Source organism: Dactylosporangium sp. NPDC051541 (assembly GCF_044454505.1).
Classification (GTDB): domain Bacteria; phylum Actinomycetota; class Actinomycetes; order Mycobacteriales; family Micromonosporaceae; genus Dactylosporangium.
In genome coordinates, this window is record NZ_JBITDU010000001.1 from 1,194,484 (window position 1) to 1,221,156 (window position 26,673).

The following is a 26,673-nucleotide window of genomic DNA, read 5'->3' on the forward strand; positions in this document are numbered from 1 at the left end:
TTGCCATGAACCCCTCACCTTCCACGCCAACCTATCCCAGCCGCCGCGCGCTGTTAAAGGCAGGCGCCGGTGTCGCCATCGCCGCGCCGCTGCTCAGTGCCTGTGTGACCAGTGGTGACAACAGCAGTGACAAGCCCGCCGCGAACGGCGGTGCGAAGAGCGCCGAGAACCCGCTCGGGGTCAAGGACGACGCCCCGCTCGAGGTCGTGATCTTCAAGGGTGGGTACGGCGACGACTACGCCAAGCACGCCGAGGACCTCTACAAGGGCAAGTACAGCAAGGCCGCCATCGACCACAAGGGCATCCAGAAGGTCGGCGAGGCGCTGCAGCCCCGGTTCGTCGCCAACACGCCCCCGGACGTCGTGGACAACACCGGCGCCGGCCGGCTCGACCTGGCCACCCTCGTCGGCGCGAAGCAGCTGTCGGACCTCACCGCGCTGCTCGACGCCCCGTCGTTCGACGACCCGAACACGAAGGTCCGGGACACGCTGCTGCCCGGGGTCATCGACGACGGTACCTTCGACAAGCAGGTCCTGACCCTGAACTTCACCTACACGGTGTGGGGTCTGTGGTATTCGAAGCCGCTGTTCGCGAGCAAGGGCTGGGCGTATCCGAAGACCTGGGACGAGATGCTGGCCCTGTGCGCGACGATCAAGGCGGCCGGCATCGCACCCTGGACCTACCAGGGCAAATACCCGGAGTACATCAACGACCCGCTGCTGAGCATGGCGGCCAAGGTCGGCGGCGAGGCGCTGCTGAAGAGCGTCGACAACCTCGAGCCCAACGCGTGGAAGGCCGACGGGCTCAAGGCCGCCGCCGAGGCGTTCGCCGAGCTGGCCGGCAAGGGCTACATCATGAGCGGCTCCGAGGCCCTCTCGCACACCGAGTCCCAGGCCGCCTGGTGCCAGGGCAAGGCCGCGTTCATCCCGTGCGGCTCCTGGCTGGAGAGCGAGCAGAAGGGCGTCGCCCCGAGCGGTTTCGACATGGTCATGGGGGCCGTGCCGGCCCGCACCTCGAGCGACAAGTTCGGCGCGGCCGCGGTGCAGGCGGCCAGCTCCGAGTCGTTCATCGTGCCGTCGAAGGCGAAGAACACCGCCGGGGGCATGGAGTACCTGCGGATCCTGTTCTCCAAGCAGTCGGCGAAGGCGTTCGCGCAGACCGCCGGCACGCTGCCCGCGGTGGCCGGTGCGACCGACGGGCTGACGCTGAGCAGCGGCCTCGGCTCCACCCGCGACGCGATCAAGGCGGCCGGCAAGGAGGCCTTCACGTTCCGGTTCCGCACCTGGTACGCGGAGCTGGCGAAGGCCGTCGACGACGCGACCGGCGAGCTGGTGAACAAGCGCGCCACCGCCACCGAATGGGCCGACCGGATCCAGAAGGCCGCCGACGCCATCGCGAAGGACTCCGGCGTCAAGAAGTACACCCGCTGATGAAACACGGTCGGCTCCGGTTCCTGTTCGGTGCGCTGTTCCCCGCACTGGTACTGCACGTGGTCTTCGTGCTGTCCCCGTACGGGCAGGCGTTCTACCTCTCGCTCACCGACTGGACCGGCGTGGCCGGCGAGGCGCATTTCGTCGGGGCGGGCAACTATGCCCGCCTCGGCGGCGACTCCCTTTTCCTCGACGCGGTGCGCAACAACGCGGTCATGCTCGTGGTGATTCCGGTCGCGACGATCGCGCTCGGCTTGTTTCTCGCGAGCATGCTGCACCTGGGTGGCCGGGACGGACGGCGCGGGATCGCGGGCTCCCGGGTGTACCAGATCGTCTATTTCTTTCCGCAGTTGCTGTCCCTGGTCGTCATCGCCGTGCTCTGGCAGTTCATCTACAACCCGAACACCGGCCTGCTCAACGGGGCGCTGCGGGCGGCCCATCTCGGGTCGCTGGCCCGCAGCTGGCTGGCCGAGCCGAATCTGGCCCTGCTGTCGGTGATGGCGGTGCTCGTGTGGTCGTCGGTCGGGTTCTACATGGTGCTGTTCAGCGCGGCCATCGACTCCATTCCGAAGGAGCTCTACGAGGCCGCACTGCTCGACGGGGCCAGCAACTGGGCCACGTTCCGGAAAGTGACACTGCCACTGGTCCGGGACACGGTGCAGGTGGCTTTCGTGTACCTCGGGATCGGTGCTCTGGACGGTTTCGCCGTCGTGCAGGTGATGACCGTGGGTCCCGGCGGCCCCGACGGCGCGACCGAGGTCATCGGCCTTTCCCTGTACCGCAACGCCTTCACGTTCGGCCGGTTCGGCTACGCGTCGGCGATGGGGGTCGCGCTGTTCTTCGCCACGCTGACGCTCGCCGTGCTCGCCCTGCGGGCCGGCCGCAAGGAAAGGGTGGAGCTGGCGTGAGAAGGGTTCTGCCGCATTTCGCGATGCTCGCCTGGGGCGTGGTGACCGCGCTGCCGTTGCTGTGGGCGGTGATGAGCTCGTTCAAGACGGACAACGAGATTCTCAACTCGCCGTGGTCCGTTCCGGCGAAACCGCAGTTCGGCAACTGGTCGCGGGCGTGGAATCAGGCCGACATCGGGCGGTACTTCCTCAACAGCCTCATCGTCGTGGGCGGCGCTTTGATCCTCACGATGCTGCTGGGTGCGCTGGTCTCCTACGCGCTGGCGCGGTATGAGTTCCGGGGCAACCGGCTCATCTACTACACGTTCGTCGCGGCCATGTTCTTCCCGGTGTTCCTGGCCCTCGTCCCGCTGTTCTTCGTCGTGCAGCAGCTGCATCTGCTCGGCACCTATCAGGGACTCATCCTGGTGTATGCGGCGTACGCGGTACCATTCACGGTTTTCTTCCTGCATTCGTTCTTCCGGACCCTACCCGGCGAGGTCGCCGAGGCCGCGTTCATGGACGGGTGCTCGCACGCGGGCGTCTTCTTCCGCGTGATGCTGCCGATGGCCCGCCCGGGCCTGGTCGCCGTCGGCATCTTCAATTTTCTCGGGCTCTGGAACCAGTACCTGCTCCCGCTGGTTCTCAACCCCGACCCGGACCGGTACGTCCTGGCGCAGGGATTGGCCTCCCTGTCGGTCAGCCAGGGGTATCGCAGCGACTGGAGCGGACTGTTCGCCGGCCTCACGATTGCCATGCTGCCGGTGCTCATCGCCTATGTCGCGTTCCAACGGCACATCCGCGCCGGAATGACCGCCGGCGCGGTCAAGTAGCACTTCCTGACCAAAAAGCTGGGGAGGGTTCTATCCATGTCCTTCGGTAAACGTCGATCAGTAGTGATCGCGTCGGCCATCGCGTTGGCCGGCGCGGTCGGCGGCGTCGCACTCACCGTGGCCGGCGCCGGCACCGCCAGTGCCGCCGCCAACACCTGCGGCTACCTGTTCGACGACTTCAACTACAGCTCGTCCGCCGACTCGTCGCTGACCGCACACGGGTGGGTGCCGCGCACCTACGCCGGCGGCCCCGGCGTCCCCGGCGCCACCTGGTCGGCCAACAGCATCACCTTCCCGACCAACGGTGGCCAGAAGGTCATGCAGCTCACCGCGTCGACCGACGGCACCGGCGGCGGCACCAACCAGGCCGAGCTGTACTCGGCGCAGAAGCGCTACCTGGAGGGCACATACGCCTCCCGGGTCCGCTTCACCGACACGCCGACGTCCGGCGCCGACGGCGACCACATCAACGAGACGTTCTTCACCATCAGCCCGCTCAACGGCGACCTGGACCCGACGTACAGCGAGCTCGACGTCTCCGAGTATCTGCCGAACGGCGGCTGGGGCGAGACCGGCCCGATCAACTACCAGACGACCTGGTACACGTACCGCAACGACCCGTGGTATGCCGACAACGTCCACTCGGAGGAGCGCACCAGCTTCGACGGCTGGCACGACCTCGTCGTCACCGTCGCCAACGGCCACGTCATCTACTACATCGACGGCCAGCAGGTCGGCGACCACTCCGGCAAGTTCTACCCGCGCCAGACGATGACCATCAACTGGAACCTGTGGTTCATCGACACCGCGGCCCACTCCGGCGGCCTCTCGACCTACATCCAGCAGGTCGACTGGGTGCTATACGCGAAGAACCAGGTCCTCACCCCCGGCCAGGCCACGTCACAGGCGGCCGCCTACCGCGGCGCGGGCAACGCGTTCACCGACACGGTGGACTCGTCCGGCCCGTGCGTGACGCCCTCCGGCTCGGCCTCGGCTTCGGCCTCCCCGTCGAAGTCACCGTCGTCGTCACCGTCGCCGTCGACCTCCACGCCCCCGGCCACCAGCTGCGCGGCCGCGCCCGAGTGGTCGATCAACGGCATCTACACGACCGGCCAGACCGTGAAGCACGAGAAGAGCGCCAACGGCAACCCGAACGGCCCGGGCTCCGGCCAGGGCAAGCACCTGTGGCGCGCGAAGTGGTGGACGCAGGGCTCCGAGCCCGGCTGGACCGCCAACTGGGAAGACCTCGGCCACTGCTAGTCACGTGATGGACGGCCGGATGCGGACAGAGGTTGACCGCATCCGGCCGTACCGTTCGGTCTGTGCGGATTTCCAGGCGGGTGTTGAACCGGACCTACCTGCGCCGGCAGCTGCTGCTCGAGCGCGCGGACGCGGGTGTGGAAGACGTCGTGCGGCAGGTCGTGGCGGTGCAGGCGCAGGACGTGGACGCGCCCTACGTCGGGATCTGGGCCCGGTCGGAGGCGTTCACGCACGACGCGCTCAGTGCCGCGCTGCGGGAGCGGGTGCTGGTCCGGGGCGGGCTGCTGCGGGGCACGCAGCACATCACCCACGGGGCTGACTACCGCTGGCTGCGGCCGCTGATCCGGGAGCGGATCGGCAACGGGGGGCTGTCGGCGTTCCGGCGGCAGCTCGACGGGGTGGACCTCGACGAGCTGGCCGAGGCCGCCCGCGCCGCCCTCAACGGCACGACCATGACCCGGCCGCAGCTGGCCAAGGCGCTGAGCAAGCGCTTTCCCGGCCGCGAGGCGATCGCGCTGGCCTGGGCCGCGCAGCACCGGCTGGCGCTGATCCATCCGCCGCCGAGCGGGATCTGGCGGCGGCGCGGGCACGTGCACATCGCCCTGGCCGAGGAGTGGCTCGGGGCGCCGCTCGAGGACAAGCCCACAATCCAAGAGCTGTTTCGGCGGTACCTCCTGAGCTGCGGGCCGGCCTCGGTCGCGGACTTGCAGAACTGGTCGGGGCTGCGGCGGCTCACCGGGGACGTCGAGGCGCTCCGGTCGCAGCTGCGCGTCTACACCGACGACAACGGACAGGAGCTGTTCGACCGGCCCGAGGCGGAGCTGGAGAGCGCGGACGCGGTCGCGCCGGTGCGGTTCCTGCCCGCGTTCGACAACCTGGTGCTCAGTCACGCCGACCGGTCCCGGATCATCGTGGCCGCGGCCGACCAGGCGATCATCTGCCCGGGGCTCTCCGCCGTCCGGCCCACGTTCCTCGAGGACGGGTTCGTGGCCGGCACCTGGGAGGTCAAGCCGGGCTTGCTCGAAGTGTCGCCGTTTCGCGAGCTCCTCGACCCGGCGGCGGTGTACGCCGAGGCCGAGCGGCTCCTGGCGTTCCTGCAGCTGCCCGGCGGTACCGAAATCAGGCTCTAGAACAACGTCAGCAAGGGTGGCTCCGGCAGCGGGGGCAGGGCCGGGACCTCGGCGCGGACGGCGGTGTGGAAGTCACGGGCCAGTCGCGGAGCGTCGGCGTTGTCGGGGGTGTGGATGAAGAACGTGGGGCTGCGGCCCTCGCGGAGCCAGGTGACGGCCTGGGCCACCCAGAACTGCCAGCCGGCCACGGTCTCGGCTTCGTCGTCGCGGCCCAGGTAGCGCACGATCGGGTGGGCCGTGAGGGCCTCACCGCGGCGCGGGGTCCTCGGCTTCTTCGTCCACGCGTCGCGCTCGGCGTCGCTCGTCGGGGCGGCGGCGAAGAACGCGGTCGTGTCGAACGGCACCCACTCGGCGCCGGCTGCTCGCAGTACCCCCGCCAAAGCGAGATCGGTGAAGAGGGCCGGGTGGCGGACCTCGACCGCACAGCGGTACTGCGCCGGCATCCGCCGCAGGAACCGTTCGAGGGTGGGGACGTCCTCCGGGCCGAACGAGGCCGGCAGCTGGACCCACAGGGCGTGGATGCGCGGGCCCAGGGGCTCGACCGCGTCGAGGAACGCGCGCATCTCGGGCATGGCGCCCGTGAGCCGGTGCTCGTGCGTCACCGGCTTCGGGAGTTTCAGCACCATGCGGAAGTCCGGCGCGGTCTGCTCGGCCCACGTCTGGACCGTCGAGCGGGCCGGGGTGGCGTAGAACGTGGTGTTGCCCTCGACGGCGTTGCACCAGCCGGCGTAGGCGCGGAGGCGTTCGGTGGCCGGGAGCGGATGCTCCACGTAGCGGCCCTGCCAGGACTTGAGGGTCCACATGGCACAGCCGACGTGCAACGCGGGTGGGGGCACCCCAGAAGGTTACGAGACGGCGGGAAGGCGCCCGCCGGAGCGGACGCCTTCCCGGACAGCTGGGGCCGTTACTCGGCCGTGAACGTCACCCGGCGCCGGCGGCGGAGGGTGAAGACCAGGGCGGCACCGCCCGCGACCAGGGCCGCGCCCGTGCCCACCATCGGCAGGGTGGTGCTGGAGCCGGTGACCGGCAGGCCGGGGGTCGAGGACTGCGACGGCGTCGGCGTCACCGGGCGGGACGCCTCCGGGGTCGGGGGCTTCGAGGCGGACCTCGACGGCGACGGGGACGGCTTCGGCGAGGTGCCGGTCGGCTTGCAGTCGCCCTTGAGCTTGACCGGGTCGCTGTGGAAGGTCTTCGGGTGGCCGTCCTCAGGCCAGGTCTTGCGCGGCCCGTCCTGCCACAGACCGTCGACGCTCAGGATCAGCTCGGTCTTGGCGTCGCCGGCGTAGGTGGTCTTGAACGAGCTTCCGGCGCCGCCGTCCAGCTTGATCTCGCCCGGGACGTTGCCGTTGCCGGCATTCGGCGTGATTTTGATGTTGCTCAGAGTGACCGGTTTGTTGAAGTCGTTTTTAACCGTCCAGGTCACCGTGTACAGACCGTTGTCACCACAATCCGCAGAGCCAGCGGGACCGGCGCTGTGCGCACTGGCCGGGGTAACGAAGAAGGTCGATAGGCCGATGGCGGCAGCGGCGGCGAAAGTGCCGACGGCAGCCCTCCTGAACAGCGGGTTCTTCACGTCGTCTCCTACGGGGCGGAACTTAGCGACGACACAAGATAGTGCGGATTACTTGCCGCCCGACAGTCGTACGGCCATGAAATTTTCCAAAGCAGGGGCATATGTCCAAATCGTCCACGAAAATAATGAAGATCTATGCTTCTCTTAATCACTCCTCGGTGTGACCCGGTTACAACATAAGAGACGCGTGCCCAATCAATGACACACAGTGATAATGGTGTCACGCAATGAACAAAGCGCTGACAGAATAGGATCGCGCCGTGGAAACGGCGCAGATGCTCCAGCTCGCGTCGCTGCTCACGCTCCCGCAGTTACAGGTGGCCGAGGTCCTGTCACTGCGCGCGGCGGGCACGCGGCGAGAGGACCTGGCGCGAGCGCTGGACGTCGGCCCCGACGACCCGGACCTCACAAAAGCACTGCGGGCGCTGTTCGACGCCGGGCTCGCGCGGCCGGACGGCGACTGGATCCGCACGGTCGGACTGCACAAGGCGATCGCCAACACCTACGGGTTCGGCCGGGCCGCCGAGCACGAGCTCGCCTATCTGCCCCTCGAACAGCTGCAGCGCATCGCGATCGAGCTGGGCCGGCCGGCCTACAAGCTCAGCCAGCCGGCGCTGGTGCGGAGCATCAACGCCGCCCTCGCCGACCCCGACCTGGTCCGGGCGGAGTTCCGGGCGGCGCCGCGGCCGGCCCGCGAGGTCATGCTGGAGATGGCGGAGCGGCGGCCGAAGTACGCCGACGCCGACACGGCGTTCGCGCTGCGGACCAACCGCCGGCACCCGCTGCGCTGGGCCACCGACCGGGGCCTGCTCATCTTCAACGCCTACTACGGCGTCGAGATCTCCATGCCCAGCGAGGTCGGCGCCGCCCTGCGCCCCGGCTTCACCGCCCCGTTCGACCCCGTCCCGCCGGCGCCGCTGTCGGTGCCCGCGCCCGCCGAGGCCGTCGACCGCGGGGGCGCGGCCGCGGCCCGGGCCGCGATCGCGTCCGTCGAGACGCTGCTCGACGAGCTCGGCCGCACCCCGGTGCCGATCCTCAAGGCCGGCGGGATCAGCGCGCGGGAGCTGCGCAAACTGGCCCGGCTCACCGGCACCGACGAGGAGGGGGCGCGGTTCTGGCTCACCGTCGCCGGCATGAACGGGCTGATCGGCATCGCCGCCGCCCGGGTGGCCCCGGCGGCCGAGTACGACAACTGGCTCAAGCTGGAGCCGGCCGAGCAGTTCGGGTGGCTGCTCGACGGCTGGTACCAGATGCCGGCCGCGCCGCTGCTGCTCGACGGCCGCCCCGCGCTCGTCGGCTCCGAGCACGACGCCGGCAGCGCGCTGCTGCGCACGACCCTCGCGGCGATCCTGGCGTCGCTGCCGCCCGGGCGCGGCGCGGCCGACCTGGCCGGACTGGCGAGCATGCTGGCCTACCTGCGCCCGCTGATCGCCGGCGACGCCGACGAGGTGGCACCGCTCGCCGCCGCCCTCTGGCGCGAGTTCGAGCTCATGGGCGTCGGTGACCGCTTCGCCCCCACGGCGCTGTGCCGCGCCCTCGCGGCCGGGGACCCGGGCCGGCTCTTCGACACCGTGCACGCCTTCGTGCCGGCGGCCGTGGAGACGGTACTGCTGCAGAGCGATCTGACCGCCGTGGCCACCGGCACCCCGTCGTCGTCGCTCAGCGCCCTGCTCAACCTGGCGGCCGAGCGCGAGTCCCGGGGCGGCGGCTCGACCTGGCGGTTCACCTCGTCGTCGGTGCGCCGCGCGTTCGACGCCGGCTCGAGCGCCGAGGAGCTGCTCGCCCGCGTCCGCGCGGCCGCGGCCGGTGGGCGGGTGCCGCAGCCCCTCGAATACCTCATCGCCGACATGGGTCGCAAGCACGGCCACGTGCGCGTCCGCGCGGTCGGGTGCGTGCTGCGCAGCGACGACCGGGCGCTGCTGGGCGAGCTCCAGCGGGTCCGCGGCCTGGCCGGGCTGGAGCTGACCGAGCTGGCCCCGACGGTGCTGGCGAGCGCGCGGCCGCCGGCCGAGACCATGGCCGCGTTACGCGACGCCGGCTACGTCCCGGCCGGCGAGCACCCCGACGGCACGCTCGCGGTCGAGCGGCCGGTGCGCCACCGGGCGTCTACAGTGAGCGATCCAGAAAGTCGATGACCGCGCGGTCGGGCACGCCGACGGCGCGCTCGATTCTGCGGCCGGTGTGCCACCGCGCGCTTGCGGCGAGCGATTCTGCGGCCGGTGTGCCACCGGGCGTCTACAGTGAGCGATCCAGAAAGTCGATGACCGCGCGGGTCAGGGCGATCCGGTGGTCGGAGAAGGCGTGGTCGGACGGCAGCGTCAGGGCGGCCAGGGTGCCGGCGGCTCTCGTGCCGTAGGCGGCGGCGACGGGGGCGTGGTGGCGGACCGGGGGTGCGACCGTGTCGCGCTCGCCGGCGACGAGCAGCACGGGGCGGTCCGCGAGCCGGGGCGCCAGGTCGGCCAGGCGCCACGCGGGGCCGTTGGCGAGCATCTCCTCATACAGCGCGTCGCCGCTGGTGCCGTGCAGTGGCAGCAGATCCGAACCGAACATCGCGCGGGTCTGCTGCAGTACCCCCGCCGGCTCTTCCGCCGTTGCACCGAAGTCGAAGGAGGCCAGCGCCGCGACCGCGCGTACCGCCGGGTCGGCCGCCGTCGTGTGCAGGGCCGCGAACCCGCCGAGGCTGTGCCCGACGACCGCGACCCGTCCCGCGTCCAGCGACGGGTCCAGAGACGGTGCGACCGCGACCGCGCGGGCGGCGTCGGCGAGGACGTTCGACCAGGAGTAGGCGCCGCCGACCCCCCACGACCCGCGGTAGTGGAAGACGAGCGCCGCGTAGCCGGCCCGCCGCAGCGCCTGCGCGAGGTCGAAGTTGCGCTCGTTGCCGGGGAAGCCGTGCAGCAGCACGACCACCGGGTGCGGCCCGGGCCCGGCCGGCAGGTGCAGCACCCCCAGCAGGGGTACTCCGTGCGAGTCGAACCGCACCTCCGGCGTCCGCGCGACCGGGCGCAGCGCCGGGTCCGGATCCTGCTGCCAACGATCATCCATGTGCACTTTGTACAAGCGCGCGGGCGCGAGCGGTACCAGAATTGGCGCATGACCGCGAAGCCCGTGAACCTGTCCGAGGCGCTCCAGTCGTTCACCGAGGTGTACAGCCCGCGGATCGTCGCGCGCATGAACGACTACGACGTGCGCGTCGCCCACACCCGCGGCGAACACGTCTGGCACACCCACACCGACACCGACGAGTTCTTCCTCGTCCTCGACGGCCGCTTCGACATCGCCCTGCGCGACCCGGACGGCCACGAACACACCGTCGTGCTGCACCCGGGCGACACGTACGTCGTGCCGCGCGGTACCGAACACAAACCGTCGTCCCCGGGCGGCTCCATCCTCATGTTCGAACCGACCGGCACGCTCACCACCGGCGACGCCCGGGCCGGCGACATCCCGGGCCACGTCGACCGCACCGCCGGGCACGACCTGACATGACCCCGTTCCGCAGCGCGGTGCCGGAGGCGGCCCTGGAGGACCTCCGGCGCCGCGTCCGCGCGACCCGGTGGCCGGACCCCGCGACCGTGCCCGGGTGGGTGCAGGGCGTGCCGGTGGAGTACCTGCGCGACCTGTGCGCGTACTGGGCCGGCGGCTACGACTGGCGGCGCTTCGAGGCCCGGCTCAACGCCTGGCCGAACTTCCGCACCGAGCTCGACGGCCTCGCGATCCACTTCGTCCACGCGCGGTCGCCGCACCCGGGCGCGCTGCCGATCGTCGTCACCCACGGCTGGCCCGGGTCGATCGCCGAGTTCCTCGGCGTCGTCGAGGCGCTCACCCACCCCGAGGACCCGCGCGACGCGTTCCACGTGGTGCTGCCGTCGCTGCCCGGCTACGGCTTCAGCGCCGCGCCCACCGGGCCCGGCTGGGGCGTCGAGCGGATCGCCCGCGCCTGGGCCGAGCTGATGGCGCGGCTGGGCTATGCGCGGTACGGCGCGATGGGCAGCGACTGGGGCACCAGCGTCACCACCGCCATGGGCCTGCGGGACGCCGGGCACCTCGCCGGCATCCACGTCTGCCCGCCGATCGCCGCCCCGATCCTCGACGACCTGACCGCGGCCGAGCGGGCCACCCTCGACGAGCTGGCGGCGGCCCAGCGCGACGGCGACGGCTACTCCATGATCCAGTCGACGCGCCCGCAGACGATCGGCTACGCCCTCAACGACTCGCCGGCCGGGCTGTGCGCGTGGATCGCCGAGAAGTTCACCGCGTGGAGCGAGGAGCCGGCCCGGATCGGCCGGGACGCGCTGCTGGACACCGTGACCCTCTACTGGCTCACCGGGACGGCCGCCTCCAGCGCCCGCCTCTACTGGGAGAGCTTCCGCCAGGTCCAGGCCTGGTTCACGACCGCGACCGCGGACGTCGTCGAGGTGCCGGCCGCGTGCACGGTCTTCCCTCGCGACCTGCCGCGCCCTTCAAAGCGATGGGCTTTGCGGCGGTACCCCCATATCGTGCACTGGGGCGAGCCGCCGCACGGCGGGCACTTCGCCGCCCTCGAACGCCCCGACCTGTGGGTCGCCGAGCTGCGATCGGCCTTCCGCACGCTCCGCTGACCGTTTCCGGGCCGCGTGCCGCACGCGGCGCTGACTGTATTCGGCGGTGTTCGGTACGCGGCGCTGACTGTATTCGGCGGTGTTCCGTTCGTGGTGCTGATCAGGTGGGCAGGGGGACGTCCGGGTCTTCGGCGGGCGGGCGCAGCGCGGTCAGGGTCGCGTAGCCGGCGGTCAGCAGGGCCAGGTCGGTGCCCGGCGGGGACGACTCCTCGCGCACCTCGACCGTGATCCGGGCGAAGTCCGCGGCCGCCTCCGCCACCGCCATCCGCACCTGCCCGAACGGGGCCGGCGCGGCCCGGCGCAGCCCCAGGACCTCCGGCCGCGGCCGGTCCGGGACGTTGAGGTTCAGGACCGTCGCCGCGGGCGCGGACGCGAGCCACGGCAGGAGCTGGACGGCGTAGCCGGCCGCCGTCGACCAGTGCAGCACCTCACCCTCCCGCTCCCGGAACGCCTCCTGGACGGACTGGGCCGCGCCCGGGAGCGAGGTGAGGACGTCCAGCGAGACGGCCAGGGCGCGGAGGCCCTCGTTCGCGGCGGTCAGGGCCGCGCCGACGGTGCCCGAGTGCAGGATCGCGTGCCCGGCGTTCGCGCCGCGGTTGATCCCGGACAGCAGCGCGTCCGGGCGCGGCCCGAAGACCTCCAGGGACGCCAGGACCGCGATGTACGCCGGCGACGCCGCCACCGAGAACGCCCGCAGACCGTCGAACGGTACCGCCCGCAGCACCACCCGCCCCTGGTCGGTGACGGCCGCCAGGGCCGCGCCGGTGCCGCTCTGCTCCTGGTCCGGCGCGGCGACCGTCACCGCATGGCCGGCCTCGGCGGCGGCCAGGGCGAGGGCGCGCAGCCCGGGAGCGTCGATGCCGTCGTCGTTGGTGATCACCAGTCGCACAGGGCCGAGAATAAGCCCATGTCGGTACTTGTCGCGTTCAGCGTTACACCGCTCGGAGCCGGGGCGGACGTCGGAGAGCTCGTCGCCGAGGCGGTCCGGGTGGTGCGGGCCTCCGGGCTGCCCAACCGGACCGAGGCGATGTTCACCACGGTCGAGGGCGAAACCTGGGAGGAGGTCATGGGCGTCGTCCAGGCGGCCGTGGCGGCGGTACAGAGCCGAAGCCCCCGCACCAGCACCGTGATCAAGGTCGACTGGCGCGAGGGCCCGGTGGGGCGCCTGGAGTCGAAGGTCGCCGGCGTCGAGCGGTACTTGCGGGACTGACCACACGGCCGGGTCCGCGCGGTCGCGTTACAGGTCGTCCAGGAAGCGCAGGGCGGCACGGGCGTTCTCGTGCCGCCACGTGGCCAGGATCCCGTTGAAGCCCGTCGCGTCCGTGCGCTTGCGGGCCAGGGCCGGCTCCAGCGGGGCGATCACCTCCCGCTGGGCCGCCACCAGCGAAGCGCCTGAGCGCCTCATTCGCTTCGAGCCTCGCCGGCAAGGGGGTGCAGGGGGCGCGGAGCCCTCGGCCCGGGGCGGGAGCGAAGCGGCCTCGGAAACCGCGGTTTTTTCCTGGGCCGGCCGCGACCGGTTCCTGCGCGCGATGTCCGCCCGATCTCAGCCTCGCTCGGCGCGGTACTCCGCCTCGAGGTCGGACAGCGGCAGCACCCGCTCGCGCGCGTATGCCGGCAGCGCGCCGGAAAGCGTGAGGCGATGGATGAGCACGAGTCCGTCGTCGTCCGCTCGATCGGGCGTCTGGTCCACGATCCAGTACTCGGGGATGCCGCGCTGGGCGTACCAGGCCGCCTTGTCGGTGTATTCGCCGTTCTCCGAGTGCTCGGAGACGATCTCGACGACGAGGCTGTATGCCGAGCCGGGAAGGTTGGCGTACGACGACAGCCCGGGCGGCAGCTTCGTCACGACACCGAGGTCGGGCAGGCGGTTGTCGCGGGGCCGTTCGCCACGGACGCCCGGATCGGCGAATACGTTGGCGCCGGCGGCGTGGAGCATCAGCAGGAGACGGCGCGCCATCGCCTTATGCCAGAAGCTCGACGGCGTCATGATGAAGAGGTTGCCGTCGTGCAGTTCATATCGATATCCCTCGGGCAATGAGCCAAGGTCGTCGATGTCGATTTCTTCGATACGGGGCAGGTTAAGGCTGGTCATCGCGTCCACCTCCGACCTGACAAGCGTATCGGTCCATCGAGTACCTGGGCAGTACGTACTGGAGGTCACCCCGAAACCGTACCGTCATAGGGCCACTTGGCCCTATTCATTGTGCAGGACCTCGGCGATGGGGAGGCGGGCCGCCGTCCGCGATGGGATGAGGGCGCCCAGCACCGCGATCGCCACCCCGGTCAGGGCCATCAACGCCAGCGCCCCCGCATCCCAGACCTGGAACAGCGAAGCCGGCAGGTCGATCTTCGCCGCCCGCCCCGCCATGGGCAGGATCAGCCGATGCGCGCCGATCCCGATGGGGATCCCCAGGAGGCCGCCGACCACCCCGAGCGCCGCCATGGACGTCACCATCATCGCGACCACCTGCCGGGGCGTCATCCCGATGGACTTCAGCATCCCCAGGTCCCGCCGCCGCTCCCGCACGTTGAGCAGCACCGTGTTGAACACGCTCAGCGCCGCCACCGCCCCGATCATCAGCGAGAACACCACCGACACGGTGACGACGGAGACGGTGTAGGAGTTGCCGAGCCCGGCGACGGCCGACCACGCGTTGAGCCCGGGGTCGGCGGCGCGGACCGCCGCCAGGTAGGCGTCCACCGTGGTCGCGGGCGCGATCCGCACGTAGTACATGATCTCGTGGTTGACCAGCCGGTAGTCGGGGGCGAGGCGCTCGAAGGCGCCCCAGTCCGCGAACAGGTCCCCGTCGCCGACGCCGCCGTCGAGGGTGCGCCCGACGATGGTGACCGGGGCGGTGCGGCCGTCGTACGCGAGGGTGAGCCGGTCGCCGACGGCCAGGCCGAGGTCGTGCAGGGCGGCCGAGGACGCGACGACCTCGTCGGGGCCGGTGAGCCAGCGCCCGGCCGTGAGCTCCTGCTGGAAGCCGATCGTGGCCGCGTCCCCGCGCAGGAAGTTGACCGCCACCGGGCCGGGGTGGCCGGCCGCGGTGAGCTGGAGGTCGAGGTTCGCGGTGACGTAGACGGTGCCGGGCAGGCCGCGCAGGAGCGCCTCCACCTGCGGGTCGGTCTTCGGCGACGCGGGGACGCCGAGCTCGGGGTTGTTGGGCCGGACCTGCACCTGGACCGCGTCCGCGCGGTCGACGGCGTCGCCGTAGCGGATGACCGACGTGGCCAGGCCGCCGGCGAACGTGACCGTGGTGACGCCGAGCAGGAGGGCGGCGAGGGTGAGGCCGGTCCGGCCGGGGCGGGTGAACGGCAGGGCGAGGCCGAGGCTGACCGCGCGCGGGAGCCGGGTGCCGGCCAGGGCCCGCTGGACCCGCAGGCCGCGGCCGGGCTTCGGGGCGGAGCCGGCGCTGATCGCCTCGGCGGCCGAGAGCCGGTGGGCCCGCAGCGCCGGGACGAGCGCGGTGAGCACTACCAGCGCCGGCACGCCGAGCACGCCGGTCAGCGGTACCCACATCCCGGTCTGTAACGGCCCGGCGAAGCCGAGCCCCTGGAACGCGTTGGCGAGCAGCGGCCGGGCGGCGAGCGTGCCGAGGACGGTCCCGAGGGCGGCACCGGCGATCGACGGTACCGACACCATGACGAGATACACGAGGACCACTTGGCGCGGGGTGAACCCGATCGCCTTGAGGACCCCGATGTGCCGGAAGCCGGAGATGACGGCGCCGCTGACCACGTTGGCGACGATCAGGACGGCGACGACCAGGCCGAGGACGCCGAAGACGACCAGGAACGGCACCATGGTGCCGGGGCCGGCCGCGACTTCGGCCTTCAGCGCGAGGTACGACCGGGACCCGGCGAGACCGTCGCCCGGCAGGCTCGCGACGTGCGCGCGCATCGCGGCCGCGTCCGGGTCGCCCGGGAAGCGGTAGAGGACCTCGGACCCGGCCGTCCCGAGCCCGGCCAGCGTGGCGGGGGAGACCCAGACGTCGGCGGTGTGGCTGAGGCTGTACGCGAGCCCGACGATCGTCAGCGCCGGCCGCCCGGGCGCGGTGACGGTCTTGCCGAGCAGCGAGTCCCCGAAGCGGTGCGCGTCCGCGCGGTCGGCCGGCGGCAGCCAGTTGACGACGGCCTCACCGGCCCCGGTGGCCCACCGCCCGGCCCAGACTTCGACCCGGTCCACGGCGCCGCCGGGGTCGGCCCGCCCGACGACGGTGAGCGGCCCGGTGGCCGGCACCGGCCCCCCGTCGGCCGGCACGTCGAGCACCACGAGCGGGAAGACGGCCGCCGCCCCCGCGACCGTGCGCGGCCGCTCGTTGTCGTACTGCGCGATCAGGTGCGGCCCGAGCTGCTGCGCGAACGACCGCTCGAACGGCGCCGACGATGCGTCGAGCAGCCCGAGCGCCACCACGATCGTCGCCGTCGCGCACGACACGACGAGCCCGATCACCACGGTCTGCAGCCGCCGCCGCCGGACCGCCGCCCGCGCCGCCCGCCAGGTCGCTCTCATGCCGTCCGCTCCAGCGCCCGCTCGCCGACGACCCGCCCGTCGGCGAGCTCGACCACCCGCCCGGCACACCGCTCGGCCATCGCCTGATCGTGCGTGACCAGCAGCAACGTCTGCCCGATCTGGTTGAGGTCCAGCAACAGGTCCATGACCTGCTCCCCGGCCCGGCTGTCGAGCGCCCCCGTCGGCTCGTCCGCCAGCAGCAACGCCGGTCGATTCATCAGCGCCCGCGCGACCGCGACCCGCTGCCGTTCACCGCCACTGAGCGCCGCCGGATACGCGTTGCGCCGATCGGCGATCCCGAGCTCGTCGAACAGTTCCAGCGCCCGCCGCCGGGCCTGTTTGGCGCTGATGCCCATCAGCTGGGCCGCGAGCGCGACATTGTCGAGGGCCGGCAAATCATCGAGCAGATTGAAAAACTGAAAAATCATCCCGATCCGCCGCCGCCGAAACAGCGCGAGCCCCGTTTCCGTCAAACCGCCGAGATCCTCATCGTGTACCTCCACGACTCCGGAAGACGGCCGATCGAGCCCCGCGATCATATTGAGCAGCGTCGACTTCCCACACCCGGAAGGCCCCATGACCGCCACCGCCTCGCCCGCCTCGACGACAAGCGAAACCCCGTCCAATGCGACGGTGCCGCCGAATTCCTTGCACACCGAGTCCAGCCGCACCACCGTTGTCATGCCCCAAACCTATTTCGGGGGTACTGCCTGAGTCGTCCACTACGAGATGCAACCCCCGAGCACAGGTCATCCTGTGGATGTATACGGCTGGAACCGGGGACCGATGCGCCCACGCCCGGGTCTCTGGCATCGTGGCCAGGGTGACCGTGCTCATCGGCCTTCTGCTCGCGGCGCTGGTGCTGGCCATCGGCGCGGCGGCGGCGTTCGCGGTCACGGCCGTCCGCGCCCGCCACCGCCACCGCCGCGTGCTGGGCGAGCAGGGTTGGCGGCTGGAGCGCGAACGCCAGACCGCGGCGAGCGGCGCGGTGGCCGCCGAACGCGCCCGGATCGCCCGCGAGCTGCACGACATCGTGAGCCACAACGTGAGCGTGATGGTCGTGCAGGCCGCCGCGGCCAGCGAGGTCCTGGCCGCGAGCGTCGACGCCGTGCCGCCGGACGTGACCGCGGCCCTGTCCGCCGTGGAAGGCGCCGGCCGGGACGCGCTGAAGGAACTACGCCACCTGCTGGGCCTGCTGTCCCCGTCCGCCGACGGCCAGGACGGTTCGGACCCGGACGACTTCGCCCCCCAGCCGGGCCTGGACGCCCTGAGCCGCCTGGTGGACCGAGTCGCCTTCGCGGGCCTGCCGGTGGACGTCAGAATCACCGGCACCCCGAGACCGCTCCCGGCCGGCATCGACGTGACCGCATATCGAATTGTGCAAGAGGCGCTCACGAACGCCCTGAAACACGGCGACGCGGAACGAGCCGAGGTCTCGGTCCGCTACACCGAGACAGGCCTGCGCATCGAGGTCCTCAACACGTCCCGCCCGGGCGCGCAACCCGGCCTCACAACCGTCTCCGGCTCGGGCCGCGGCCTCCTGGGCCTACGCCAACGGGTGGCGGTCTACGGCGGCGACTTCGACGCGAGGCGCCGCTTCGGCGGAGGCTTCCGGGTCCGCGCCCGCATCCCCCTGGACCCGGCATGACCGGCCCGACCGAGCCGACCGGCCTGACCGGCCTGACCGGCCCGACCGTCCTGATAGCCGACGACCAGGCGCTGGTCCGGATCGGCTTCCGCATGATCCTCAACGCCCGTGGCGTGGAGGTCATCGGCGAGGCGGTCGACGGCGTGGAGGCGGTGACGGCCGCGACCCGCCTGCGCCCGGACGTGATCCTGATGGACATCCGGATGCCGAACCTGGACGGCCTGGCCGCGACGAGACAGATCGTCGCCCAGCACCCGACCTGCCGCATCATCATGCTGACGACCTTCGACCTGGACCGCTACGTCTACGCCGCCCTGGCCGCCGGCGCGAGCGGCTTCCTGCTCAAGGACGTGACCCCGGAACACCTGGCGAACGCGGTCCGCCTGGTCGGCACCGGCGACGCCCTCCTCTCCCCATCGATCACCCGCCGCCTGGTGGAACGCTTCGCCGCCGAGTCCACACCCCCTCCACTGCACCGCGACCTGACCCCGCTGACCCCCCGCGAGCTCGAGGTCCTGACGTTGATGGGCCAGGGCCTCTCCAACGCCGAACTGGCCGCCGCCCTGACACTGAGCGAGGCGACCGTCAAAACCCACGTAGCCCGCATCTTCACCAAGCTGGAACTCCGCGACCGCGCCCAAGCGGTGGTCCTGGCCTACGAAACCGGCCTGATCCGCCCGGCCAACTCCTAGCCTCCGCCGCCTGCCGTTGCTGTCCACGGGGGCGACGGCGCATTCCCGGCGTGTCCGATCGAGGACTCCGAAACTCCGGTCCGTGCCGTCGCGCCCACCATGAAGGTGCGTCCTTGGGTGCCCGCTGACATCGAGTGAGGCGACATGCGATACGGCGAGATTCGGGAAATGCTGGAGAGCGACGACTTCGGCTGGCGGGTGCTCGCCGAGGTCGATGATGCGGCCGAGCCGCCCTCGCCTCCGGTCACCGGCCAGGACACCCCCCTCGCCGAGGGGGAGACGCCGCCGGCCGATGTCCGCGCGGCCGCGATCCGCGCGTTGGGCGACGACCCGCGGCGACTGGTCGAAGCCGTCGAACGAGGGCTGCTCCCGGCCGATGAGGCCCAGCGGATGCTGGAAGGCGCCTGGGGACCGCAGGTTCGTCTCGGTGACTTCGGGGAACCGCGATGAGCATCGACTGGAGCAATTACCAGGGCAACAGCTATGTGACCGGCCCGCGGGATCAGGGCGGCAGCAATTTCTGCTGGGGGTTCGCCAACACGGGCCTCGTCGAGTCCATGGTGCGGATCGAGCACGGCGTCTGGTGTGAACGCAGCGAGGGCGACGTCTTCACCGGCCTCAACTACTACTCGTTCCTCGGCGGCGAACCGAAGACCTCCGGTGACTTCATCGCCTCCAACGGGATCGCCGACGCCGGCTGTCTGCCATGGTCCGGGCGGGAGCTCAACTACACGTATCCAGCGACGGCATCGGCCGACCGCTCCGGCCGGGTGGTCCACACGCCGGCGTTGACGTCGATCGTCGGCCTGCAAGCTCAGCAGACGTGGCTGGACAGCGTCGGGCCGCTGATCGGCACCTTCGATGTCTACGCCGACTTCGACGTCTTCTGGTACGGCGGCACCGGCGTCTACCACAACACTGCTCCGGCGGGCCTGCGCGGGCAACACGTCGTGCTGCTCATCGGCTATGACAATGCCACCGCGTGCTGGATCGCCAAGAACTCCTGGGGCACGAGCGTCGCCCATCCCGACGGAATCTTCCGCATCGGCTTCGGCGAGGTGCGCATCGACGCCTTCGAGAAGTACGGGCTGCAGGGCACGAACCCGGACCCGTCGACGAAACGCCGCCATCATGCGGGCGGGCTGGTGGTCAGCGGCAACGGTGGCCGGCACGCCAACCTGGAGTTCACGGCGGCCGGGCCGAAGGGCGCCGTGCGTTGGTGGTACAAGGACTCCGGAGCCATCACGTGGAACCACATCGGCGATTTCGGGCTCGGCCACCCCTTCGTGACCGGGTCGGTCGCATCGCCGGTGGGCCTCACCCAGACCACCTTCAACCGCAACTTCGACGCCGTCTGGCTGACCGACCCGTCCGGCCCGAGCGGCCCGCTGCAACATTGGGTGTTCAAGCAGGACGTCAAACAGTGGCATCCCGACGTGCCGACCGGGTTCGGGCCGGCCGACGCGGTCGGTGCGCCGGTGCTGATCCAGAGCAACTTCGGTGAGCCCGGCAGTCTGGAACTGCTGGTCGCCACCGGAGCCGGCCAGATCAGTCATTGGACGCGGCGCAATGCCCGGCCGTGGCTGGGCGTTCCCCCGGGCACCTGGCAGGAGCGGGCCCGGTTCGGCACGGGTGTCCGGCGGTGCGGCCAGGCTTTCGTGCAACTGCGGGCGGGCGCCTGGCCGTGGGGCGAACAGGGCGCCGGCGACCTGGTGACGGTGCTGGTCGCCGACAGCGGCCGGTTGCAGCATTGGCAGCGGCAGAGCGGCGTGTGGTCGCTGGTGGACGAGTTCGCCGGCGGCGTCGACGGCGCTCCGTGCCTCATCGAGGCGTTGGACTCGTCCAGCGAGTGGGCGGCCGGATCGCTGGTGTTGTTCGTCGCCGTCGACGGTGCGATCGAGCACTGGGTCCGGCCGCCGGGGCCCGGGACGCCATGGCAGCGGCTCGCCCGGTTCGGCGGCGGCATCGCCGACGTGCGGGGCGTGGCGCAGGGGCACGCCGGGATCGCCGCCGTCGAAGTGATCGCGGAGACCACGACGCACGTGTTCCAGCATTGGCGGGTGGCGCCGACGCCCGGCGGCTGGACGCAGACGTACCTCGTCGACCTGCCCTGACACCGCCTGCACGCGGTCGACTACGCCCTCGGCCGGGGCCGGCATCAGTGTCGGCGGTCCGGTGCCGCTTGTACTCATCTCGGCTGAGTGTCGCTTAGGGTCGGAGCATGAACTCGGGCTTCGCACTGGCGGGACGGACGGCGAGTGAGATCTCCGCCGCCGTCGAGGCCGGCGTGCGCTCGGGTGCGCTGCCCGCGGGGGCCGCGCTGCCGCCGATCCGCGCGGCCGCGACGCAGCTCGGGGTCAGCCCGGCGACCGTTGCCGCGGCCTACCAGGCGTTGCGGCAGCGTGGGATCGCGGAGTCGGCGGGCCGGCAGGGGACCCGGGTGCGGCCCCGGCCGGCGATCGCGCCCGCGCGGGGGCAGTTCCGGCTCGAGGTACCGCCCGGCGTGCTCGACCTGGCCACCGGCGGCCCCGATTCGCGGTTGCTGCCGGACATCGGCCCGGCCCTGGCTCGCATGGCCGCCGAATCAATGCCCACGGGGTACGGTGCGGCCGCCGGATTCCCGCCATTGCTCACGGCGGCGAAAGCGTCGCTGAGCCGGGACGGCATTGACGCGGGTGAACTGGCGGTGGTCGGCGGCGCGCTGGACGGCATTGAGCGGCTCCTGCAGGCGCACGTGTTGCCCGGCGATCGGGTCGCGGTCGAGGACCCGGGTTGGGCCAACCTGCTCGATCTGGTGGCGGCGTTGGGATTGCGGCCGGTGCCGGTACCGGTCGACGAGTCCGGGCCCGATCCGCAGCGACTCGCTGACGCATTGCGGGCCGGGGCGCGGGCGGTCGTGGTCACCAGCCGCGCGCACAATCCGACCGGTGCCAGTGTGACCGCCGCACGCGCGAAGGAATTGCGGTCGGTGCTCGGGGCCCATGCCGACGTGCTGGTCATCGAGGACGACCACGCTGCGGAGTTGTCGGTCGAACCGCTGTTTCATGTGGGGGGTACTACGCATTCGTGGGGCTTCATCCGCTCGGTCAGCAAGCCCTACGGGCCGGATCTCAGGCTGGCCGTCGTCGCCGGTGACGCCACGAGCATCGGGCGGCTCACCGGCCGGCAACGGCTCGGGACGGGCTGGGTGTCGCTCGTCCTCCAGCGTCTCGTCGCCGACCTGTGGGCCGATCCGGTCGTAGCCGCCACGGTTTCGTCGGCTGCTGCGGAGTACGAACAAAGGCGCTCGGGTCTTGTTCTTGCCTTGCGCGCCGAAGGCCTTTTGGTGACCGGCCGCACCGGATTGAATGTGTGGGTCTCCGTGCCCGACGAAACGGTGGCGGTGGCGAGGCTGCGCGAAGCCGGCTACGCGGTGGCACCGGGAGCGCTGTATCGCCTCGCCACGCCCCCCGCGATTCGCATCACCATTTCGGCCCTGTCCACGGACGTCATTCCCGCACTCGCGGCGGCCACCGCGGCGGCGGTCGCCGGGCATTCCCTGATCTCAGGCGTCTGACCGCGGCATGAGCCGGAATCGCAGCAGTACCGCCGGAGTCTCGTCCCGCACCGTGAACCCGGGATCGCCGAGCCAGCCCCGATAGTCCTCGCCGTGCCAGAACCCCTCGTGACCGCGCCGCCACGCCGCCACCGACGTGTCCCCTTCCCCCTCATCGACGGCGTGCCGGAGATCGACCTCGGCCACCGGCAGGACCCGCACGTCCACTATCTCGATGACCGCCACCCGTTCCCCGGCCGAGTCAACGACCGCGGCTCTCCGGCCCATCACCGGCAGCGGCTCCCCGTCGATCTCATAGTCCTGCAGCAGCCCGGTGGTCGTCGTCTTGCTGCCATCGAGCACCGCCGCCACCAGCCGATCGCGCAGCGGCCCCGGGAACCCGAGCTCGAACACGGGAAGATCGTCCACGTCCCACCCCCGATTTCTTGTCGTACCCCCGAACCTAGGGTGTGGGCATGGTAAGGAGCGAGTCGTTTACGAAGACCCTGGGGGACCGTCGCATCAAGGCAACCGCGGCGGCGTTCACGTCGGACGAGGTCGACGTCGTGGTGCGGCTGCTGTGCAGAATCGACAATGGCGGCGGCGCCCAGACTGGCTGAGGACTATCGCGCTGGGCGCCGCCTGACCCGACGGGCACGGCCACCCGGCGAGCGTCCACTGGCGAAGCCGTCAACTCCGCCGCCACGGCGTCCGGATGCCTGCCCGTGGGCAGTTCGCTCCCGACCGGCCGCTGGTGCACCGCCCCGTCGCGAGCCCCCTCGATCAGCACCTCGACCCGGATTGGCCGCGATCGTGCGCTCCACCACTGACACTGTGCGGTATTTGCCAGTAAGTTGCAACAGTGGAGCGCGATCGGCTCCTAGGCGTTCACCCCTCATCCGTAAGAAGGTCCGCATGACGACGCGCGACACCATGGCCGTGGACGGTTCGGGGCTGACCCGGTTCCGCCGCAGCCTCAACCGCCAGGACTGGCGATCCCTGAGCGGCATGGCCGCGTTCATCGCACTGCTGCACGTCGTCGGCTTCGGGGTGCTGTTCGGCCTCGTCGCCCCGGAGCACTTCCAGCTCGGCGGCGACCACCCGGTCTTCACCGTCGGCGTCGGCCTGCTCGCCTACACCTTCGGGCTGCGCCACGCGTTCGACGCGGACCACATCGCCGCCGTCGACAACACCACCCGCAAACTCATGGCCGACAACACCGGCGTCCCCGACGCCCGCAAACCGCTGTCGGTCGGGTTCTGGTTCTCCCTCGGCCACTCCACCATCGTGTTCGCCTTGGCGTTCCTGCTGTCCGTGGGCGTGAAGACCCTCGCCGGTCAGGTCGAGAACGACGACTCCGAACTGCACTCCGTCACCGGGGTGATCGGGGCGTCGGTGTCCGGGGTGTTCCTGTGGATCCTCGGCATCCTCAACCTCGTCGTGCTGCTCGGCATCATCCGCGTCTTCCGCCGGATGCGCGCCGGCGACTACGACGAACAGGAACTCGAGGACCAGCTCAACAAGCGCGGCTTCATGAACCGCATCCTCGGCGGCCTCACCAGGTCCGTGCGCAAGTCCTGGCACATCTACCCGATCGGCGTGCTGTTCGGCCTGGGCTTCGACACGGCCACGGAGGTCGGACTCCTCGTCCTCGCGGGCGGCGCGGCCGCGTTCAACCTCCCGTTCTACGCCATCCTCATCCTGCCGATCCTCTTCGCCGCCGGCATGTGCCTCATGGACACCATCGACGGCGTGTTCATGAACGCCGCCTACGGCTGGGCGTTCGCCAAACCCGTCCGCAAGGTCTTCTACAACATCACCATCACCTCGATCTCCGTCGCCGTAGCCCTCATCATCGGCACGATCGAACTCATCGGCGTCCTTGCCGACCAGGCCGGCATCACCACCGGCCCGCTAGCCGCGATCGCCGACATTCCGCTCGACTACGCCGGGTACGCCATCGTCGGCCTGTTCGTCATCGCCTGGGCCGTAGCGATAGCCGTCTGGAAGTTCGGCCGCGTCGAGGAGCGCTGGACCGGCCACCTGGCCACCACGCCGGACGACGCCGCCTGAGCGCGACAGACGAGCAGCAACGCCACCACGGCGCGTCGCATGTCGAAGTATTGATGCCCCAACCGCTGAAGGTTGGGGCATCATGCATTCGGGCTGTTCAGGCAGCTATAGCCCAGCACTCGCGGCCGGCAGCGGATAGGCAGCTTCGACGATCAACACACCTGACGATTTGGCGGGGGTTCCTTTTAGCGCCCCGCAGGATTCGAACCTGCGCCCCCGCCTCCGGAGAGTCGGGGAATCCGCTTCGGATGTATGGCATCTGAGCAGCCAAAACACTTCACGGTCATGCGGCTTTGGACCAAGCTTTGGGGGCATATTTGGGGTGGTGTCTGTCTTCCCTGCGATCGACCGCCCGAACAGGACCAGCGTTACGCCCTGTCCCCGCCGCGTTCGGTTCGGTCGCGAACTCCGCGAGCAGCCCTTCTGTGGCCGCAATCGAAAGTGTTTCCGCTGTGCCGAGGCTTCATGTGGCCTGAAGAGGGCGAGGTCTCATCAGTGCGCGCAGCGGGTCTCGAACCTGCACCCTAAGCCCGGTGAGAGGGATTCTTCTACCAAAGCGGCAATTGGCCATCTACGGTAGGATCGTCTAGCTGGCTTCCGAGCTTCCGCATGCGCTCTTGTATAATTGGAAGTTGCTCCTCGATAAACTCCTCCGTGTCTGAGTTCCATTGTTGCTGCTTTTTGTCGGAAAAGAAGAGCGATAGAGAGCGGCGTCGGCCGGTCATCCAGCTCTCCTTTCCATTAAGTTCCGCGCGTATCTGTTGCTTCAATAGGCTGGCTGATCCGGCTGACAAAATAGCCGAGTCTGAGTCTAGCCTCTTGGACAGTTTGAATTCTTCAGAACTTGGGTGCTCGATGCCGGGAATTTCTAGCAGAGTCTCGCACAGTACCATATTTAGATGTGCATTCACGTTAAGCGAATATTGATAGTACCAATGAATAAACAAGACCTCGACCAACATCGAAGAAAATGTCGCGAGCCTTGCTTCCAAATCCCCATCTGAGCCGATTTGCGCCACGCTGGGCTCGGCGGCATGCTCTTGGTGGTTATTCGGCAAAAAGTCAAGAGACTTGTAGACGCTAACGTGGCGGTTCTGCCGACTCTCCATGTTTGAGACATAGCCAAGCACTGAAATGTAAAGCTCGGCCCGCTTTTCGGCTACTGCGTTCTCAAAGACCATCGCACGCTGACGCTTCATGCCGGCGCTGGAGCTGAGGCTCTGGACGATGGAGCCAGCAACTACACCGCCGAGCCCGATCGCAGCAACCCAATCCTCAGTCGGAATACTCAATTGACCATTCTCCTGGGACGGCGTCTCGCTGCCACCCGAGTGTCACACAGGCACGCCACCGGGGGGCCGGAAGCTTCACCCGCCCGGGTGTCTTTACAAGGTCGCCGGTCAATGCCGTCCTAACGGTCGACGGATGTGCGCAGGCTGGGCGCATCTATTGAGGGCGGCTACCGGCCCGCCGTTCGCGCGGTCCTAAGGGCGGCCGGGCACCCTTGCGCGCCGCCGGCCCGCGAGCCGCGCCAGTCGCCGGGCGTCGGCTTGGTCGGCGTGCGGCGAGGCAGCCGCTGGCCGATGAGGCGCACAGACGGCATTGCGTTCGGCCCGTTTCGGCTGCCTTGAAGACGGTACAGAAAGTTTGCGCAGCAACGGAACCATTTCTCGCAAAGCGCTCCTGCGCAGCCACCAAAGACATATCCCGTTCGTCGTGAGCAGGCGGATGGTCGCCGTTGAGCCGCCGGTGCTCGCTTGGCGGCATTCTTCGGCTGCCTGTATTTCGCCGCTATAAGGCCGGAGGGGGCGGTTGCTCTAACGCTCTCCAATCTGAATCTCCCTGAGGAGGGTTTGGGAGAGTTTGATTTCGGCAACGCTGAGCCGCACGCCGGGAAGGAGCGGACCGACAGCGGGGGAAATCGCGACTGTCGGCAGCTGAAGCAACGGGAGGTGGGGGAGCGGCGTACGGCGCCGTGTCCGCCGGAGTTGACCGCGCTCATCCATTGGCACATCGGGGAATTCGGCACTGACGCCAAGGGCGGGCCGTCTGTTCGTCGGGTAGCGCGACAAGCAGGAGCTACCCAAGCGGACCATAACCGACACTTGGCATCTGGCCCGGGAGCACGTGTTCACAGCAGAGGTGCTGGCGACCCAGCTGGCGAAGCGGCCGTACGACCTCCGGCATGCGGCCGTCTCGACCTGGCTCAACGGTGGGGTGCCCCCAACCGACGTCGCCGAGTGGGCGGGCCAGTTGGTGGAGATCTTGTTCCGGATCTACGCCACCTGTCTCGACAAGGGGACGGGGGTGTTGCGCCGTCGAGTCAGTGTCGTACTGGGATACTGATCCCACCGGGGTGGGGTTCCCGCAGTTCAGGAGCCGACCTACATCGCCCGGAAAAATCTTGGAATATTTCGGCAGATTTGAGCCTCAGTTTCGTGTCATCCCCAGAGTAAGGCCACGCGTTTCCGCTCCAGCACCCTGGAGCTGGAGCCGCG

27 protein-coding genes are annotated in these 26,673 nt (G+C 70.1%); 17 read left to right on the forward strand and 10 right to left on the reverse strand.

What is annotated here, in order from left to right:
• Positions 1 to 5 precede the first annotated feature (5 nt).
• The 5 genes from ngcE to ACIA8L_RS05485 all read left to right on the forward strand — a co-directional run bounded on the left by ngcE (position 6) and on the right by ACIA8L_RS05485 (position 5,540).
• Positions 6 to 1,430 (forward strand): N-acetylglucosamine/diacetylchitobiose ABC transporter substrate-binding protein, encoded by a 1,425-nt coding sequence (ngcE, locus tag ACIA8L_RS05465; protein ID WP_395900680.1) that lies wholly within the window; start codon positions 6 to 8, stop codon positions 1,428 to 1,430.
• Positions 1,430 to 2,338, forward strand: a complete 909-nt coding sequence (locus ACIA8L_RS05470; RefSeq protein ID WP_395900682.1) for a carbohydrate ABC transporter permease — start codon at positions 1,430 to 1,432, stop codon at positions 2,336 to 2,338. The genes ngcE and ACIA8L_RS05470 overlap by 1 nt, the downstream gene beginning before the upstream one ends.
• A gap of 23 nt (positions 2,339 to 2,361) precedes the next feature.
• Positions 2,362 to 3,150, forward strand: a complete 789-nt coding sequence (locus ACIA8L_RS05475) for a carbohydrate ABC transporter permease (protein WP_395901740.1) — start codon at positions 2,362 to 2,364, stop codon at positions 3,148 to 3,150.
• A gap of 36 nt (positions 3,151 to 3,186) precedes the next feature.
• The gene (locus tag ACIA8L_RS05480) at positions 3,187 to 4,410 is read left to right on the forward strand and encodes a glycosyl hydrolase (RefSeq protein ID WP_395900684.1); all 1,224 of its coding nucleotides are present in this window, start codon (positions 3,187 to 3,189) and stop codon (positions 4,408 to 4,410) included.
• 62 nt (positions 4,411 to 4,472) lie between these two features.
• Positions 4,473 to 5,540, forward strand: a complete 1,068-nt coding sequence (locus ACIA8L_RS05485; RefSeq protein ID WP_395900686.1) for a winged helix DNA-binding domain-containing protein — start codon at positions 4,473 to 4,475, stop codon at positions 5,538 to 5,540.
• Here ACIA8L_RS05485 and ACIA8L_RS05490 read toward each other — a convergent pair.
• Both ACIA8L_RS05490 and ACIA8L_RS05495 read right to left on the reverse strand, forming a co-directional pair.
• On the reverse strand, positions 5,537 to 6,343 hold the full coding sequence (locus ACIA8L_RS05490; protein WP_395901742.1) for a DUF72 domain-containing protein: 807 nt from the start codon (positions 6,341 to 6,343) through the stop codon (positions 5,537 to 5,539). The two genes, ACIA8L_RS05485 and ACIA8L_RS05490, sit on opposite strands and share 4 nt — an antisense overlap.
• 101 nt (positions 6,344 to 6,444) lie before the next feature.
• On the reverse strand, positions 6,445 to 6,963 hold the full coding sequence (locus ACIA8L_RS05495; protein WP_395900688.1) for an LPXTG cell wall anchor domain-containing protein: 519 nt from the start codon (positions 6,961 to 6,963) through the stop codon (positions 6,445 to 6,447).
• 410 nt (positions 6,964 to 7,373) lie between these two features.
• On the opposite strand from ACIA8L_RS05495, the gene ACIA8L_RS05500 reads away from it, so the two are divergent.
• Entirely contained in the window at positions 7,374 to 9,248 is a 1,875-nt protein-coding gene (locus ACIA8L_RS05500; RefSeq protein ID WP_395900690.1) for a helicase-associated domain-containing protein, read from the forward strand.
• 100 nt (positions 9,249 to 9,348) lie between these two features.
• Here the strand turns inward: ACIA8L_RS05500 and ACIA8L_RS05505 are convergent, their stop codons facing one another.
• Positions 9,349 to 10,158: an alpha/beta hydrolase family protein gene (locus tag ACIA8L_RS05505; protein WP_395900692.1), complete on the reverse strand. Its 810-nt coding sequence runs from the start codon at positions 10,156 to 10,158 to the stop codon at positions 9,349 to 9,351.
• 48 nt (positions 10,159 to 10,206) lie between these two features.
• On the opposite strand from ACIA8L_RS05505, the gene ACIA8L_RS05510 reads away from it, so the two are divergent.
• Positions 10,207 to 10,602 carry a cupin domain-containing protein gene (locus ACIA8L_RS05510; protein WP_395900694.1) on the forward strand — a complete coding sequence of 132 codons (396 nt, stop codon included), beginning with the start codon at positions 10,207 to 10,209 and terminating at the stop codon, positions 10,600 to 10,602.
• Positions 10,599 to 11,714 (forward strand): epoxide hydrolase family protein, encoded by a 1,116-nt coding sequence (locus ACIA8L_RS05515; RefSeq protein ID WP_395900696.1) that lies wholly within the window; start codon positions 10,599 to 10,601, stop codon positions 11,712 to 11,714. Before ACIA8L_RS05510 ends, ACIA8L_RS05515 begins: the two co-directional genes overlap by 4 nt.
• A gap of 100 nt (positions 11,715 to 11,814) precedes the next feature.
• Here the strand turns inward: ACIA8L_RS05515 and surE are convergent, their stop codons facing one another.
• Complete coding sequence (gene surE / locus ACIA8L_RS05520; protein WP_395900698.1) at positions 11,815 to 12,603, reverse strand: 5'/3'-nucleotidase SurE; 789 nt, start codon at positions 12,601 to 12,603, stop codon at positions 11,815 to 11,817.
• 18 nt (positions 12,604 to 12,621) lie between these two features.
• On the opposite strand from surE, the gene ACIA8L_RS05525 reads away from it, so the two are divergent.
• Positions 12,622 to 12,924, forward strand: a complete 303-nt coding sequence (locus tag ACIA8L_RS05525; protein WP_395900700.1) for an MTH1187 family thiamine-binding protein — start codon at positions 12,622 to 12,624, stop codon at positions 12,922 to 12,924.
• Between the two features lie 27 nt (positions 12,925 to 12,951).
• Here the strand turns inward: ACIA8L_RS05525 and ACIA8L_RS05530 are convergent, their stop codons facing one another.
• The 4 genes from ACIA8L_RS05530 to ACIA8L_RS05545 form a co-directional block, all read right to left on the reverse strand.
• Complete coding sequence (locus ACIA8L_RS05530; RefSeq protein WP_395900702.1) at positions 12,952 to 13,119, reverse strand: hypothetical protein; 168 nt, start codon at positions 13,117 to 13,119, stop codon at positions 12,952 to 12,954.
• 138 nt (positions 13,120 to 13,257) lie between these two features.
• Entirely contained in the window at positions 13,258 to 13,806 is a 549-nt protein-coding gene (locus ACIA8L_RS05535) for a Uma2 family endonuclease (RefSeq protein ID WP_395900704.1), read from the reverse strand.
• A gap of 102 nt (positions 13,807 to 13,908) precedes the next feature.
• Positions 13,909 to 16,227, reverse strand: a complete 2,319-nt coding sequence (locus ACIA8L_RS05540; protein ID WP_395900706.1) for an FtsX-like permease family protein — start codon at positions 16,225 to 16,227, stop codon at positions 13,909 to 13,911.
• The gene (locus ACIA8L_RS05545) at positions 16,224 to 16,910 is read right to left on the reverse strand and encodes an ABC transporter ATP-binding protein (RefSeq protein ID WP_395900708.1); all 687 of its coding nucleotides are present in this window, start codon (positions 16,908 to 16,910) and stop codon (positions 16,224 to 16,226) included. Before ACIA8L_RS05545 ends, ACIA8L_RS05540 begins: the two co-directional genes overlap by 4 nt.
• 140 nt (positions 16,911 to 17,050) lie before the next feature.
• Here ACIA8L_RS05545 and ACIA8L_RS05550 point away from each other — a divergent pair, with 140 nt between their 5' ends.
• The 5 genes from ACIA8L_RS05550 (at position 17,051) to ACIA8L_RS05570 (ending at position 22,123) form a co-directional block, all read left to right on the forward strand.
• Positions 17,051 to 17,875: a sensor histidine kinase gene (locus ACIA8L_RS05550; protein ID WP_395900710.1), complete on the forward strand. Its 825-nt coding sequence runs from the start codon at positions 17,051 to 17,053 to the stop codon at positions 17,873 to 17,875.
• Between the two features lie 32 nt (positions 17,876 to 17,907).
• Positions 17,908 to 18,567, forward strand: coding sequence for a response regulator (locus ACIA8L_RS05555; protein ID WP_395901744.1), 660 nt, complete (start codon positions 17,908 to 17,910; stop codon positions 18,565 to 18,567).
• Positions 18,568 to 18,711: 144 nt separating this feature from the next.
• On the forward strand, positions 18,712 to 19,017 hold the full coding sequence (locus ACIA8L_RS05560; RefSeq protein WP_395900712.1) for a hypothetical protein: 306 nt from the start codon (positions 18,712 to 18,714) through the stop codon (positions 19,015 to 19,017).
• Complete coding sequence (locus ACIA8L_RS05565) at positions 19,014 to 20,681, forward strand: C1 family peptidase (protein ID WP_395900714.1); 1,668 nt, start codon at positions 19,014 to 19,016, stop codon at positions 20,679 to 20,681. The genes ACIA8L_RS05560 and ACIA8L_RS05565 overlap by 4 nt, the downstream gene beginning before the upstream one ends.
• Positions 20,682 to 20,788: 107 nt before the next feature.
• Positions 20,789 to 22,123: an aminotransferase class I/II-fold pyridoxal phosphate-dependent enzyme gene (locus ACIA8L_RS05570; protein ID WP_395900716.1), complete on the forward strand. Its 1,335-nt coding sequence runs from the start codon at positions 20,789 to 20,791 to the stop codon at positions 22,121 to 22,123.
• Here the strand turns inward: ACIA8L_RS05570 and ACIA8L_RS05575 are convergent.
• The gene (locus ACIA8L_RS05575; RefSeq protein ID WP_395900718.1) at positions 22,112 to 22,531 is read right to left on the reverse strand and encodes an ASCH domain-containing protein; all 420 of its coding nucleotides are present in this window, start codon (positions 22,529 to 22,531) and stop codon (positions 22,112 to 22,114) included. The two genes, ACIA8L_RS05570 and ACIA8L_RS05575, sit on opposite strands and share 12 nt — an antisense overlap.
• 47 nt (positions 22,532 to 22,578) lie before the next feature.
• On the opposite strand from ACIA8L_RS05575, the gene ACIA8L_RS05580 reads away from it, so the two are divergent.
• Entirely contained in the window at positions 22,579 to 22,722 is a 144-nt protein-coding gene (locus ACIA8L_RS05580) for a hypothetical protein (protein WP_395900720.1), read from the forward strand.
• Between the two features lie 295 nt (positions 22,723 to 23,017).
• Complete coding sequence (locus tag ACIA8L_RS05585; protein ID WP_395900721.1) at positions 23,018 to 24,175, forward strand: HoxN/HupN/NixA family nickel/cobalt transporter; 1,158 nt, start codon at positions 23,018 to 23,020, stop codon at positions 24,173 to 24,175.
• Positions 24,176 to 24,723: 548 nt separating this feature from the next.
• On the opposite strand, the gene ACIA8L_RS05590 is transcribed toward ACIA8L_RS05585, so the two are convergent.
• Entirely contained in the window at positions 24,724 to 25,467 is a 744-nt protein-coding gene (locus ACIA8L_RS05590; protein ID WP_395900723.1) for a hypothetical protein, read from the reverse strand.
• Positions 25,468 to 26,302: 835 nt separating this feature from the next.
• Between ACIA8L_RS05590 and ACIA8L_RS05595 the strand changes: the two genes are divergently transcribed.
• The gene (locus ACIA8L_RS05595; protein ID WP_395900725.1) at positions 26,303 to 26,521 is read left to right on the forward strand and encodes a hypothetical protein; all 219 of its coding nucleotides are present in this window, start codon (positions 26,303 to 26,305) and stop codon (positions 26,519 to 26,521) included.
• The last annotated feature ends 152 nt before the right edge of the window (positions 26,522 to 26,673 follow it).

What these genes read in the sequence shown, in the direction of transcription:
- ngcE (WP_395900680.1), top strand. Translation starts at nt 6, where the DNA reads ATGAACCCCTCACCTTCCACGCCAACCTATCCCAGCCGCCGCGCGCTG.
- ACIA8L_RS05470 (WP_395900682.1), top strand. Translation starts at nt 1,430, where the DNA reads ATGAAACACGGTCGGCTCCGGTTCCTGTTCGGTGCGCTGTTCCCCGCA.
- ACIA8L_RS05475 (WP_395901740.1), top strand. Translation starts at nt 2,362, where the DNA reads ATGCTCGCCTGGGGCGTGGTGACCGCGCTGCCGTTGCTGTGGGCGGTG.
- ACIA8L_RS05480 (WP_395900684.1), top strand. Translation starts at nt 3,187, where the DNA reads ATGTCCTTCGGTAAACGTCGATCAGTAGTGATCGCGTCGGCCATCGCG.
- ACIA8L_RS05490 (WP_395901742.1), bottom strand. Translation starts at nt 6,343, where the DNA reads ATGTGGACCCTCAAGTCCTGGCAGGGCCGCTACGTGGAGCATCCGCTC.
- ACIA8L_RS05505 (WP_395900692.1), bottom strand. Translation starts at nt 10,158, where the DNA reads ATGGATGATCGTTGGCAGCAGGATCCGGACCCGGCGCTGCGCCCGGTC.
- ACIA8L_RS05510 (WP_395900694.1), top strand. Translation starts at nt 10,207, where the DNA reads ATGACCGCGAAGCCCGTGAACCTGTCCGAGGCGCTCCAGTCGTTCACC.
- ACIA8L_RS05515 (WP_395900696.1), top strand. Translation starts at nt 10,599, where the DNA reads ATGACCCCGTTCCGCAGCGCGGTGCCGGAGGCGGCCCTGGAGGACCTC.
- ACIA8L_RS05525 (WP_395900700.1), top strand. Translation starts at nt 12,622, where the DNA reads ATGTCGGTACTTGTCGCGTTCAGCGTTACACCGCTCGGAGCCGGGGCG.
- ACIA8L_RS05530 (WP_395900702.1), bottom strand. Translation starts at nt 13,119, where the DNA reads ATGAGGCGCTCAGGCGCTTCGCTGGTGGCGGCCCAGCGGGAGGTGATC.
- ACIA8L_RS05535 (WP_395900704.1), bottom strand. Translation starts at nt 13,806, where the DNA reads ATGACCAGCCTTAACCTGCCCCGTATCGAAGAAATCGACATCGACGAC.
- ACIA8L_RS05540 (WP_395900706.1), bottom strand. Translation starts at nt 16,227, where the DNA reads ATGAGAGCGACCTGGCGGGCGGCGCGGGCGGCGGTCCGGCGGCGGCGG.
- ACIA8L_RS05545 (WP_395900708.1), bottom strand. Translation starts at nt 16,910, where the DNA reads ATGACAACGGTGGTGCGGCTGGACTCGGTGTGCAAGGAATTCGGCGGC.
- ACIA8L_RS05560 (WP_395900712.1), top strand. Translation starts at nt 18,712, where the DNA reads ATGCGATACGGCGAGATTCGGGAAATGCTGGAGAGCGACGACTTCGGC.
- ACIA8L_RS05565 (WP_395900714.1), top strand. Translation starts at nt 19,014, where the DNA reads ATGAGCATCGACTGGAGCAATTACCAGGGCAACAGCTATGTGACCGGC.
- ACIA8L_RS05570 (WP_395900716.1), top strand. Translation starts at nt 20,789, where the DNA reads ATGAACTCGGGCTTCGCACTGGCGGGACGGACGGCGAGTGAGATCTCC.
- ACIA8L_RS05580 (WP_395900720.1), top strand. Translation starts at nt 22,579, where the DNA reads ATGGTAAGGAGCGAGTCGTTTACGAAGACCCTGGGGGACCGTCGCATC.
- ACIA8L_RS05585 (WP_395900721.1), top strand. Translation starts at nt 23,018, where the DNA reads ATGACGACGCGCGACACCATGGCCGTGGACGGTTCGGGGCTGACCCGG.